The sequence below is a fragment of the Deltaproteobacteria bacterium genome (assembly GCA_030654105.1).
Taxonomy (GTDB): domain Bacteria; phylum Desulfobacterota; class SM23-61; order SM23-61; family SM23-61; genus JAHJQK01.
Window position 1 is genome coordinate 1 of record JAURYC010000033.1, and the last position, 13398, is coordinate 13398.

The window sequence follows — 13398 nt, forward strand, 5'->3', positions numbered from 1 at the left end:
TGAGGCGGGGGGCACTTTCCCGCCTAATCCATGGAAAGTCGAGCGCCTCATGATGCCAAGCGAAGCGCCCTGGCCCCCGAGCCTGAGAAAGCCACCGGTAACGATAACTCTCAAGCAAATTGATTCCTAAACAACAGGTTAACATGAGTCAAATGGAAAAGCCTATATCGAATTTCGAATTTTAATATTCAGCTATTCTGTAACTCTCTTTATTCAAAGGAGACGAAGGCGTCCCTCCGCCGTTAGACGGATTTTAAATGAAAGATGGGAGGGGTGCTCCGTTTGTGTCTGGAACGGGCCACCATCCCCTTGACATAACTCAGTTGAGCCTTGGGAAATTTGGCCTCTTTTCTTTTTTCTAAGGAAACAATGATTTTGTCCAAATCCTCATATCTAATGTTCATATCTTCTTCATCGGTTTGCCCGCTCCATAGGCCTGCGCTTGGAGGCCGTTCGATGATCCGTTGGGGGATTTTCAATTCTTCAGCCAGCTTGCGTACTTGAGACTTGGTAAGGTCGCCCAATGGTAAAAGGTCAGCTCCCCCATCCCCGAATTTTGTGAAGTAGCCCATCAATCGTTCGGACTTGTTTCCCGTTCCGGCAACCAAATAATTTAATTTGTTGGCGTAGTAATAAAGAGCAGCCATTCGTAGGCGGGGTTTAAGGTTGGCCCGGCACATCTCTCCAGCTTCCGGGAGTTGTTGCGAGAATGTTTCATAAACCGGGGAAAGGTCTACGCGTTCCCGGCGGATTCCAAAAGCATCGGCTATCATCATGGCGTCGCGCTCATCTGCGGGTAGGCTGTAGCAAGGCAGGAGAAGCCCCAGGACGTGATCTCCCATCGCCCGTTGGGCCAAAACTGCAACCACTGCCGAATCGATTCCTCCGCTGAGGCCTACCAAAACACCGGCGGCCCCCGCGGCTTCAACTTGGTCACAAATCCAGCGGCTAATCCGCTCGCTAAGTTTCATCAAATTTTCTCTTTTGTTCCGATAGTCGGAAATTTTTTCCATCATAGACGAAGAAAGGGCCTCTGTCAAAAAAAAACTAACATTTAATACCTTACACCTTATATCTTAATGCCTGGGGCCCTGCGCCTTGCCCCTATCATTCTTCAACCTTGGTTGATGACAGAACCGATAACTTAACGGCCCTTACTTTGCGGTAGACTTCTTCTGGCCGGCGTTTCTTTCCTTCTACGGCCAAAAGGTCATGGTCGATGGAAATTTGAAAGAGGTTTTCGTTTTCTTGCAGATAAGGTTGGATAAGTTGCCAGTCTTTCTCCGTGAGCTGGGTAAATTCCCCACCGTTGAGTTGTTCTTCCTCTAAGCGGCTATGGGGATCGCGAACGTAGATGGCTCCTCCGGAGGCCAGGGAAAACAGGTTGGATCCAGGGAAGGGTGTAGGTTGTTCTCGGATTTTCCCGTACTCGTCAAATTCTACTCCGTTCAGGATAACAAACCCTCCCCCTTGGAGGGGGTCGCCGGCCATGAAAGATTCGGCCAAATAATCCAGGCAAGTTCCGTTAATCACGACGCGGGGCTTTCCAGCAGCGTTAATCAAAGGCCGGCCGGCAGCATTGCCCAGAACGTAAACTGCGCCTCCCTTGGCGCCATACAGGAAGGTCTGTCCCACATCTCCATAAATGACCATCTTTCCCGACTTCATGATCTGGCCCAATTGATCCTGGGCGTTTCCGTGGACAAATATTTCCAGGCCGTCAATCCCCGACCCCAAATAATCTCCCGAACTCCCGTACACGTCAAGGTGCACATTCTGAGTTCCCGGCCCCAGGCCACAACCGAAAAATCGCTGTCCCTGGCATCCATAAACAATGAATTTCTTCCATCCCCTATGATACGCCTGGATCAACAAGGAGGCTACGCTTTCTTTCCCTTCCGCGGCAAATCCCCGCGCATCCACGATGAGCACCCTTTCTCCTTCGTTGGGCTTTCTGAGCGTATCCCGTCCTTGCCCATCGATCCGCCTCATCACTCCTCTGCGGTTTGAACTCAAAACCGGTGCCGAAGAAAAGATCTTATCCAACCCCTCCAACAAAATTTCCTGGAGACAGCTCCTCCGTTTGTTCCCCGGGTCATAACGCAGGTCTAAGAAAAGAGTTAAAATTTCTATGGCCAACGCCCGGGCTGCATCACTGGCGCTGGCAACCTGGACGATCTCGTGGCAGAATTCCCTAAAAGATTCATAATCCCATCCGGGAAGCTGAGTTTTAAAGAATTGAAAAAAAGAATGCCCATCACCCCCGCGCAATTTTTCGGCCACTTCTTTACGAAGGGTTTCCCTTTTATCGGGCTGGAGGGCTCGGGGTATATGGTCCCACGGGATTTGGTCTTTGGGGGCAGAAAGGACTTTCCCAAACTTATCAGTACAGGTCAGCACCTTGCCTGGGACACCGTTCCCGCCTTCCCGGATGGAAAAGATAAATGCCCCCCCGTCGGTGTAGCTTCCTCCCCTGGCGTTCCAATATTTATCTGCAATGCTGTGAAAGCGGGCATCATCGCGGGACAGGCTCTGAAGAGTAGCATCAATGGCCTGCTTCTCCGAACAGATTAAGCCAATCTGAACCTGGCCCTCGGAGAGGGCGAAGACCTGGGGCCTCAGCATCGCGGTGTCGGTGATACCGATGAGCTGAAAACATCTTTGATAGGAATCATTCCGGGCAATGATGAAGAACCAGGGCCCGTCCGGCGACCCGTGGATATGCCTGGCCAGGATTTCCCGGTAGATTTTCTGTTTGGCAACGGGCAAACGGTCAAAATCCAGCTCCGTAGTCGGTGCCAAAGCCTCGATGATATACTCCAACGGGTAACCGTACACTCGGTTCAAAAGATCAAAAAGTAATACCGCGACTTCCGTATCCGTGAGGAAAAGGGGCACTAAATTCCACTGGCGGAGATATTCGCAGACGGAATGATAATTGGCAAAGTCTCCATTGTGCACCAAGGCTTCATCCATCCCGATGAAGGGGTGAGCTCCGCCCGGATGCCATACTCTGCCTTTCGTCGGATATCTCTGGTGGGCGATCCAGATGTGGGCTCGGCAATTCTCCAGTTTATAGTACTGGGCTGCCTGTTCGGCATACCCAACAATCTTCAGAATCATCATGTTGCGGCCATGGGATAGGACAAAAGCCTTCTTTTCCCCGAGGGAGGCATAAAATTTCTGGTTGAGTTGGAAGCTATTTTGAAAAATAAACTCGTCTTCCACCTTGCGAAGTTCCATGTCCAGGAATTGATTTTTGACGGTAAAGTCTCTCAGCGCTTCCTTCTTAACCCGAACAAAATAGCGGTAAACGTCGGGTGGTTTCACTTCCAGGCCTTCAATTTCCCGATAGTCGCTGACCGTGGGAATTCGCGACCCGTGATGAACTTCCAGGAAAGGCTCGATGAACGATTGTTCCACTGCCGAGCGAGCCTCGGGGTCCAGAAAGGCGATCTGGAGCAAATAATCTTCCTCCATCACCTGTTCGGAGATACCCCAGTCCTCGGCGGAGAGGCCCACGGCGGCAATCCCTCCCCCTTTTCCATTTCCCCGGTTGTGCATCTGGCGGGAAGGTTCGATGATATGGTGGCCGTTCACCGGAATGGAACTGGCAAACCCCGTCACCCCGCATCCCCCCTCTTCCTCGGCCTTCCAGCGTGGACGTTCCGGGATTTCTTTGATCATTTCTCCCCGAGAGGCGATGACTTTCTGGATATTTTCCCAATGGTTATTCATGGCAAACTCGTTTTCCACAATCATTGGCCACAGAGGTCACCGAGAAGAAATAGGATCAAGAATGTTTTTACAATTTCTAATCTTTGATGGCCTCGTAAAAAGTCCATCTGCGGCGTTGCGCTTCACCTTCGTCGTTGCAGCGTACCTTGTAAGTACGCCTCTCTCCTCAGCTTTTGCGCGCCTTGCATCTGGAGCTTTTTACTTTGCCATCCAAATTTTGACTTTTTACGAGATCATCAATCTTTGCCTTTTTATATTGTCCTTTCTTTCATCTCTGTGATCTCTGTGTTCTCTGTGGCTAAAAAAATTAAAGACCTCTTTGGCCATTCCCCCGCAACAAAAAGGGCCTGATATCGTCGTCTCTTAATTCCCCCCGGTGATAATCCAGGTGCATCAGGAGGTCGGTCCTCCCTACCAGCTCGCCAATACTTTTTAAACCCCAAAGTTGCAGCAGCGCCACCAATTGTTTTCTCCAGGCGGCGTAGAGATTGATGATGCGCTGCGAACCCCACTCTACGTCCACCAGATTGGAAAGTTCAGGGTCCGTGGTGGCAATTCCCCGCGGACACCCCTGGCCGCTTTCACAATTGCGGCAGCGGATACATTCCAAGGCAACCAGGTCTGCCGTGCCAACCACCACCCCGTCCGCGCCTAAGGCAATTACTTTGGCAATATCATAGGCCGTACGTATTCCTCCGCTGGCGATCAAGGTTACCTGGTCGCGAATTCCTTCTTCCAGCAGGAATCGATGAACCTTGGGAATGGCATATTCAATCGGCATGGCGATGTTCTTTTTGGCGATATCGGGTGCAGCTCCGGTTCCTCCATAACTTCCATCCAGGTGGATGATGTGCGCGCCAGCATAGTAACTTCCCACTGCCACCATGTCCACGTCCGTAGGGGTAGAAACTTTCACCGCCACCAGGCAGCGTGTATTTACTTCTTTAATCCAGTCTATATGCTTCTTGTGGTCTTCCACGGAATAAACGCTATGGAAGGGAAAAGGAGAGAATAAAGAACTTCCAGCCACAGCTTCGCGCATGCGGGCCACAGCCGGGGTCACTTTATCACCCAGAAGATGTCCTCCCAGTCCAGGTTTGGCACCCTGGGCATATTTAAACTCCACCAGACGTACCCGCTGGATGGTTTCTTCCCGTACCCCAAATAACCCCGTGGCCACCTGAGTAATCATGTGGTCATCGTACCTTCGTAAAGGTTCAGGAAAACCCCCTTCGCCGGTGCAGGTAAAGGTGTCCCAGGCTTCAGCAGCCCTGGCCCGGGATAACATCGTATTGATACTCACCGACCCGAAAGACATCCCCCCACCATAAAAAGGAACGCCGATCCGGACCTGAGGCCGGCCATCGGCCCTGCGGTTCAAAACGATTGTTGTGGACACCTCTTCTTCTTTTTCGCTAAGGGAGGAGGACATATCCTCTTGAGCTGGAAGGCGCAACCTCAACCGGTCAAAGCCCCCCCCAGAATGGCCCACCCGATACTCCAAGTCAGCATAAGGTACCTCGCCGGTCTCCGCCTGCCGCCAGGTAGACAAAAGAAGATCCGCCGGCCAGCGATAATCTTTCAAAGCCTGAAGATTGGGGTTGATAATCATTCGCAATGCCGCTTGGGGGCACCGATCGATGCAATAAAATTCCCTGCTCGCGCAGGATGGGCCAAGGCATAATTCATCTTTCGGGGCCAGCATTTTTTTGCCCAGACGACGGTGCACGCCCATCGGGCAAAGGTCCGCGCACTGCCCGCAATGGATGCAGGCCGGACCACGGTGAATTTTATATTTACCGATGGGATTACGGAAACGCGAAGGCGTCCGCCTGATCTCAGGAGGCCAGGGCATGAATAATCTCTTCTCTCAGCGCAGATTTTTTGACGGGTTCACCGAATATCTGGCTGAAGGTTTCCTTTTCAATCTCTTCCAGAAAAATCGCCCGGCCCACTTCCCCCCGAAGTCGGCGGATATCTCGCAGGCCCATCGCCCCCAAAACCTCGAGGAGTTGTCCGTGCCAGGCGGCTATCAAGTTCGTGATTCTCTGTCGGCCCCAATCGGGGTCAATCTTCTCCACTTCCACCGGGCAACTCATTCCCCGGCCACATTTTCCGCATAACCGGCATTCCCAGGCTAAGAGAAAGGGAATTGCAATGGAAACGGCATCTGTCCCGCAGATGATCGCCTTGGCCACGTGTTCAGCCATGGCGATTCCACCTCCGAAGATTAAGCTCAATCCGTCTCTTTTTTCTTCCGTTACCAAACGAAGATGGATACTGCGGATCAAATCTTTGATAAAGCGGGGTGAAGAAGTCTGGCGCTCCCTTCCCCTTTCATCCGCCAAGAGGTGAAGCACCTCGATTCCGGCCCCTTCCAGCGCGACCACGTTTTCCTCGGACTGGGGATCCAGGATAAGTCGAACCGAAACGACGACTCCTGGATTGATTTTTTTGATCTCTTTCACTCTTTCCTCGACTTCTGCGATAGACGTAAAAGAAACCTGGACCATCCTTACCCTGGTTATCATTGGAGCCAGGCTTGGCGCCGGCCCAGAGGGTAGCAGGGGAACAAGGTGACTGGCCAGCGGCCACAAGTCTTCTTCCATATCTTCAGCTCTGATGACCATCAAAGTATTCGTTTCGCGGGCCGCTTGGGCCAAAGCTAAACGAACGGGAAAGTTGAAAGAATGGAAGGGAAGAAGGTCAAAAATGATGGGAACGGATGTTTCCACCCGGGGGGAAGACCCCATATCGGGAAATTCCCCCAATTGCGGGGATGGTTTCAGAGAAGGATCCGGCGAAGATTCCGCCTTGGAATGAAAGGGGACGGGTTTCAGAACCCGACCGAGCTCGACGGAAGTGCTGATATATTCACGCCCATGGATGCCATCGCGGGTGGGGCGAACGATCTCGGACATATCTGTCCACATGCTGTCAAAACCAGGCCCGGTAAAAGGTCCTCCGTAGCCTCCTCCAGAAACTGGAATTTTCCCCGTCTCCGCTTGGCCCTGGTTACTGGCGATAATCTCTGGAGTCCAGTAATCGTCCCCTAAGGACCAAAATTCAGGGTTGGCGCTTTGGGAGAGAATCCGGCCATAGCATCCCTGAACGCACCGGAAACAATTTTTACAAAGTGAATCTGCGGTATCGAACAGCTGATGCGAATCAAACTTGCGTTTCCGGAAAACGGAATAGACGCAAAATTTTTTAACACAGTTGGCGCAGTTCAGACATCCGTCCCCTTCGATGATCCCGAAAGGACCCGGAGTAACAAACCGGGTCGGTGCCGGTTTGGGTTTTAAATGATATTTCTTGGGCATAACCAATTCCTTAACGCTTTATCAGAAGGATTCCAGGGTTCGAGGGTTCAGGCTTTTACAGGAAAGGGAACCCTTGGATTGGATGTTTCTAACCCATCTCGAAAACGCCTCTATTCCTTCCTGCTGAATATTATCTTCCAAGATAAACCGGTGCACGCGATCTTCTTCTATGCTAATGGCGCTCAAAATTCTTTGGGTATAACGAACCCTACCCATTGCTCTTTGACTGCCTACTATGTAGTGGCATCTCCCTTCAAGGCATCCAAAAATCGCCACTCCATCCGCCCCCTTTTCCAAAGCTTTGGTTACGTAAAAGACTTCCAACTTCCCGGAACAGGGCAAGGCGATTTTCTTAAGGTCGATACAACCCGATCCGTTCAATTCTTTTAAGATCGGGGTGATCCTCTCCGCCTGATGGTGACAAAAGAAAATGGTCAATGCTACCTTGGTTTCCTGCATTTCTTAGTTTTATCCTTACCTTCCCTTTACTCGACTTTTTTTCTTAAAGGATGGGGAGGTACTTCTCGATTTCGTACGAGGTGACCTGGACGCGATAGCGGTCCCATTCCACCTTTTTGTTCTCGATAAAGTGATCGAAGACGTGGTCTCCGAGGGCTTCTCGAACCAGTTTGCTTTTCTCGGTCAATTGAATGGCTTCACTGAGGCTTCCCGGAAGCTGTTTGATCCCCCTTCGTTCCCGCTCCTCCGCACTCATCTTGTAGACGTTTGCTTCCACCGGATCGGGCGGTTCAATTTTTTCTTCCATCCCCGCCAAACCTGCGGCCAGCATAACCGAGAAAGTCAGGTAAGGGTTACAAGCCGGGTCCGGGCTACGAAATTCTATTCGGGTAGCTTCTTCCTTTCCCGGTTTGTACATGGGAATCCGGATCAGGTCTGAACGGTTCCGTTGGGCCCAGGATAAATAAACCGGCGCTTCGTATCCGGGAACCAGGCGTTTATAAGAATTCACCCATTGACAGGTTACAGCCGTAAATTCAGGGGCATATTTCAGCAGCCCTCCGATAAAATATCGGGCATTCTGGGAAAGGTTGTATTGCCCTTTGGGGTCGAAAAATGCGTTCCGTTTACCCTTGAACAGGGACATATGGGTGTGCATCCCGGACCCATTTTCTCCAAACAACGGTTTGGGCATAAAGGTGGCGTAAACCCCCTGCCGGTAGGCTACCTCCTTAACCACCAGGCGGTAGGTCATGACATTGTCAGCCATGGTGAGGGCATCTTCATAGCGCATATCAATTTCATGCTGGGAGGGAGCTACTTCATGATGCGAATACTCAATCTTCATTCCTAAGGCCTCGCAGAAAAGCACAGTCTCCCTGCGCAGATCCAAGGCTTCATCTCGTGGGATCATGTCGAAATAACCGCCTTTGTCCAGAACCTCCGTTGAATTTGCATCCTTAAAATAAAAATATTCCAGCTCCGGACCGACATAGTAAATGAAGCCCATCTTCTTGGCTTTATCTAAATTTTTCTTCAAAGTATACCGCGGGTCTCCTTCAAAAGGCTTACCATCGGGGGTGACGATGTCACAAAAAACTCTGGCCACGCCTTTTTCTTTGGGGCGCCAGGGGAGGATAGCAAAAGTGGTTGGGTCCGGGATAGCCACCATGTCACTCTCATCAATGCGTACAAATCCTTCGATGGAAGACCCATCGAAGCCGATCCCTTCAGCAAAGGCCTTCTCGATTTGTTCCTTGGGGACCGAAAAACTCTTGAGGAAACCGAGTATGTCGGTAAACCAGAGTTTTATGAACTTTACGTCATTCTCTTCAATCATTTTCATTACTTTTCCGTAATCGCTTTTAGCCATTATCCTCCTCCTGTATTTTTATTTAAGAACAAAATCTCATGGTGAAGAACCCACTTAGGGCAAGTAACATTAAGGTTGATCTATTCTCCTTTTTAGCCAGTGACCACCCGGGTTCTGATGCATAATTCCTTCATTTTTTTCCTTAACGTGTTCCTGTTAATCCCTAACCTTTTCGCCGCCCGAACCTGGTTCCCTTTTTCTTCCTCCAAAACAAGGCCTATTAAGGCCTTCTCCACTTTTCCGATTATGTGTTCATGGATGCTTCCATTGCTTTCTGCCCCCAGCTGCTCTCTTAAATATCCGCGCACGATTTCTTCGAAAACCAAAGATGGAGGTCCCTCCCCGCTTCGGTCTCCCCCATATCTCTCTTTCCCTAAGTTCAATGCCCTCAGATTTTTTAGATTGTCCTGGGGGAAAATCTTTTCGAGCATGCTGCGGACATTGCGATCATCCTCGATCAGCAAAATTGCTCCCATCTTGCCCACTCCGGTTATTTTTTTATTATTCTTTTAAGCAATACCGATACCAACTGAACTATTACTTTTATTTTTAAAAAATGTATAATTTTAATTAGTTATAAGTGCATGGGGGAACTTAAAAAAATGGAAAAAGAGTTATTTCTTTTCGATCTTTGCTAATATTTTGAGCAGGTCTAATTATTATTGAGAAAATTATTCTAAAACTTAAGTATATCAGGAAGGTTAGCATTATGAATAGAAAATGGGCATGGTGCTTAAAATTCGTCAGTCAGCCGGATAGTATCTTTTACCACTTTTCCAGCTCCTCGGCGAGTTCCTGTTTCAGTTTCAGGATTACCTCTTCATCAGTCAATTTAGCCCCGCTTAAATCTTGAATATAAAAAACATCTACAACCTGGTCCACTTTAGTCGCAATTCTGGCACTCCAGATATTGAGGCCCAATTCGAAAATTTTCTGGGATATCCGATATAGGAGTCCAGGGCGGTCGTGGGTGTAAATTTCAATGACGGTATAAAAATCAGAAGTTGTGTTATCAACTTCAACCTTGGTGGCCTGCCAGGAAGGGGGATAGTTCTGAAAAAGAGGAAGAACCATTGCCGCCACCAGTGAACTCACCTTGACATTTCCTTTAAGAACGTTTTTAAAATCTTCCTGGAGTTTCGTCCATCTGCGGGTTTGGGAAAGTCCTTCGTCGATCAAATTATGAACACGGAATCGGTCTACGGCAATGCCATTTTCCCAGGTGCTAATCTGGGCCGAGAGAATGTTCAAAAAATTAGCGGTCAAAACTCCAGAGATCTTGGAGAAGAGGCCGGGTTCGTCCCGGGCCACCACGGTCACTTCCTCACATCCTTCTTCCGGCTTCTCCTCACCTTCCAAAACCACTATTTGGTCAGTTAATTTTTCAGCCATGAGAATCTGCTGGGCAATGGACCACCCTTCTTGAACCGCATAATGCCTGGACGGGATGTTAACGAGATATTCCGACACCTTCGGAGGGGGAACCTGCCCGGCAAGGAGGTCCATCACCTCCCTCTGAATTTTAATCAACCGATCCTGGTCTTCCTGGCCGAGACCTTCTCCTTTTTCCAAAAGGTGCAGGGCCTTGAGAAAAAGTTCCCGCATCAGGGTGTCTTTCCAAGCTGTCCATGACGAGGGGCCGACCGCCCGGAGGTCCGCAAAACCTAATAAATAGAGCATCCGCAGTCTTTCCCCGTCCCCTACGGTTTGGGCGAACCGAAAGATGAGGTTCTCGTCGTTTAAATCCCTCCGTTGGGCAATTTCAGTAAAGATCAAATGTTCTCGCACCAAGAACCGGAGAGTCTCGATCCTGGCGATTGAAAGTTGCAGCCTTTCTCCGATAGCAGCGGCAATTTTTTCTCCGCGTTGGGCATGGGAAGATCCTTCGGCTTTTCCCAGGTCGTGGAGTAGGGCCGCCAACTTTAATAGGCCGGGGTCTTTGATTTCCTTAATCAGCTCGCCGAACAACGGCCAGGGGTTTGTCTCCTGTTTCTTTCCCAGATTTTCTAACTCGCGCACGGCGTAAAGAGAATGAACATCTACGGGATAAATATGGTAGCGGTCATATTGTACATGGCAGTAGACTTGGTCAAACTCAGGGAGGAACTTTCTCAAAAAGCCGGTTTCCAACATAATCTCCAAAACCTGGTACAGGTATCCAGGTTGCTCAAAAAAAGAGAGGAATGACTTGACCGATTCTTCGGCGCACCGAAACCGTTCCCCGACTGAATCCAAATGCTCGGTAATATTTTCTTTGAGGCGCGCTTCCATCTCCATCCCGTGACGATGGATGGCCTCAAAAGCCTTCCACAGGTGGAGAGGATTCCGGTCGAACCGATCAGGGTCGGCCATAACCAGTTTGCCGTGGTAAAGGAAAAATCCCGCGACAACCTCTGTCGGAGTTCCTCGCCCCCAATTCACGGGAAAAGCGGCCTGTTCGTTGAGGCATTTTTCTAACAGGTTCCAAGAAAAGTGAAAAACGCGGAGGGCGTGAGTAAAATATTCCTTCAAAAAGGATTCTGTGGCCATGAGGGAATTTTCTGCCCGGTACCCGAGGGCCCCGGCCAATGCTTCCTGGTCCTCGAAGGAAAGTCGATCTTCTTTCCTGCCGTGAAGGTAGTGGAGCTGGTTGCGCACTCGCCAGAGGAATTCAACCGCCCGGGAATAGGTTTGCCACTCTTTTTTGGAAAGCAAGGTATGTTCTGCCAGCTCCCCAGCGGCCCGGATATGATATTTAACCTTGGTGGCCCAGTAGGCCGAGTGGTAATCCCTCAGTCCCCCTTTCCCCTCTTTCACATCCGGTTCCAGGACAAAAACAGAATCTCCATAATGTTTATGCCTGACCTCAGATCTCCGTCGGATTTGCAGGATCACTTCCGTATCTTTTCCGGCCGGCAAAAAACGAGAAAACGCCTCTTGCCACCGGAGGAATGTTTGCTTCTCGCCTGCCACCCAACGGGCATCTAAAAAGGAAAAAAATAGGTCTAAATCTTTTTGCGCTGCCCGCAGGCTTTCCTTGGGAGTCTGAATCGTGTATCCCACAGTCAGGCCCCAATCCCAGAGCGGGTGAAGCACGGCGCGAACCCATTCTTCAAGATCCTTGCCCTTACCCGGGAGGTGAAGAAGAAGAAGGTCGATGTCCGAGAAAGGGCAGAGCTCTTCCCTCCCGTATCCTCCCATAGCCAGTAAAGAAAATCCCAATCCAGACCCCCGAAGCCCCCGGCTATCCACAGCTCTCCTAAAGAGCCGGCGAATCACGCTGTCCATTAAATTCGAGTGGCTCTGGCCGAATTCCGTTGCCAAGATACCTTCCTTGTGCCTTTTCTTCAGCCATTCCCGCCCTTTCTGGAAAAAGCGTTCAATGTCTTCGAGGCTTTCTTCTGGCCGCACCAATGTTATTCTTTCCTTCTCCGCAATCATCTCGTTTTTCGTTTTTCACTTATCACATTTCACTTTTCACTTTTCACTTTTCACTTTTTTTACAACGCCCCTTCTCCCCTCTCCCCTGTTCGAATCCTAACCGCTTCTTCGACAGGTATAACAAAAATCTTTCCATCCCCAATTTTTCCGGTTTTGGCAGCCTTGGCAATCGTTTCCACCACCCGGGTGACGGCTTGATCCGGAACCACCACTTCGATCTTGACTTTCGGCACCAACTCGACTACATACTCCGCCCCACGGTAAACTTCTTTGTGCCCTTTTTGTCTTCCGAACCCCCTGACTTCGGTGACGGTCATCCCCTGCACGGCGACTGCGCTGAGGGCGGTTTTCACTTCATCCAACTTAAAAGGTTTAATGATGGCCTCGACTTTTTTCATTTTCTCCCCCTTTTGCAAATGCGGAATTCGGAATGTGGAGTGCGGAGTTAATAAAAATATTCCACATTCCGCATTCTACACTCCGCATTAAAAGTTGTATCCCGTCTCATTGTGCTGGCTCAGGTCCAGTCCACTATCTTCTTCCTCTCCGCTCACCCTAAGTCCCATCGTCCAGTCTAAGACCTTCAACAGGATGAAAGTCACCCCAAAAGCATAGGCCCAGGTCACAATCACCGCCAAGGCTTGGACCCCGATTAAATCTGGGTTTCCGAAAAAGAAACCGTTATTTCCCGCCTCATTGATCCCTTTCGTGGCGAAAAGCCCGATGGCCATGGCTCCCCAAGTACCGCCGACTCCATGAATCCCCACGACATCTAAGCTATCATCATACCCGAATTTGTTTTTGGATACTACCCCTCCATAACAAAAAACCCCTGCGGTCAGTCCGATAAACAATGCCGCCCAAGGGGGGACGAAACCCGCAGCCGGAGTGATAGTGGCTAAACCAGCCACCGCCCCGCTAACTGTCCCCAGAGTGGTCGGCTTGCCTTTGTAAACCCACTCGACCAGCGCCCAAGAAAGGGCCCCTGCAGCCCCGGCGATATGGGTGACTACGAAAGCGCTGGTGCTCAACATTCCGGCGGCAATGGCGCTTCCGGCGTTGAATCCGAACCATCCAAACCAGAGG

The 13398-nt window shown here is 50.2% G+C and carries 10 protein-coding genes; all 10 read right to left on the bottom strand.

Going from position 1 to position 13398, the window contains the following annotated elements; all coding sequences use genetic code 11:
- Positions 1-242: 242 nt before the first annotated feature.
- Complete coding sequence (locus Q7V48_01250) at positions 243-1016, bottom strand: NAD+ synthase (GenBank protein MDO9209368.1); 774 nt, start codon at positions 1014-1016, stop codon at positions 243-245.
- A gap of 91 nt (positions 1017-1107) precedes the next feature.
- Positions 1108-3738 (bottom strand): glutamate synthase, encoded by a 2631-nt coding sequence (locus tag Q7V48_01255; GenBank protein MDO9209369.1) that lies wholly within the window; start codon positions 3736-3738, stop codon positions 1108-1110.
- 307 nt (positions 3739-4045) lie between these two features.
- Positions 4046-5593: a glutamate synthase-related protein gene (locus Q7V48_01260; GenBank protein MDO9209370.1), complete on the bottom strand. Its 1548-nt coding sequence runs from the start codon at positions 5591-5593 to the stop codon at positions 4046-4048.
- The gene (locus Q7V48_01265) at positions 5577-7061 is read right to left on the bottom strand and encodes a glutamate synthase-related protein (protein MDO9209371.1); all 1485 of its coding nucleotides are present in this window, start codon (positions 7059-7061) and stop codon (positions 5577-5579) included. The genes Q7V48_01260 and Q7V48_01265 overlap by 17 nt, the downstream gene beginning before the upstream one ends.
- A 21-nt stretch (positions 7062-7082) precedes the next feature.
- The gene (locus Q7V48_01270) at positions 7083-7520 is read right to left on the bottom strand and encodes a hydrogenase iron-sulfur subunit (protein ID MDO9209372.1); all 438 of its coding nucleotides are present in this window, start codon (positions 7518-7520) and stop codon (positions 7083-7085) included.
- A 43-nt stretch (positions 7521-7563) separates the two neighbouring features.
- Positions 7564-8892 carry a type I glutamate--ammonia ligase gene (glnA, locus tag Q7V48_01275; protein MDO9209373.1) on the bottom strand — a complete coding sequence of 443 codons (1329 nt, stop codon included), beginning with the start codon at positions 8890-8892 and terminating at the stop codon, positions 7564-7566.
- Between the two features lie 92 nt (positions 8893-8984).
- The gene (locus Q7V48_01280; GenBank protein ID MDO9209374.1) at positions 8985-9368 is read right to left on the bottom strand and encodes a helix-turn-helix domain-containing protein; all 384 of its coding nucleotides are present in this window, start codon (positions 9366-9368) and stop codon (positions 8985-8987) included.
- A 289-nt stretch (positions 9369-9657) separates the two neighbouring features.
- Positions 9658-12312: a [protein-PII] uridylyltransferase gene (glnD, locus tag Q7V48_01285; GenBank protein MDO9209375.1), complete on the bottom strand. Its 2655-nt coding sequence runs from the start codon at positions 12310-12312 to the stop codon at positions 9658-9660.
- Positions 12313-12371: 59 nt separating this feature from the next.
- Positions 12372-12710 (bottom strand): P-II family nitrogen regulator, encoded by a 339-nt coding sequence (locus tag Q7V48_01290; GenBank protein MDO9209376.1) that lies wholly within the window; start codon positions 12708-12710, stop codon positions 12372-12374.
- An 87-nt stretch (positions 12711-12797) separates the two neighbouring features.
- On the bottom strand, positions 12798-13398 hold a 601-nt coding region (locus Q7V48_01295), incomplete at its 5' end, for an ammonia channel protein (GenBank protein ID MDO9209377.1).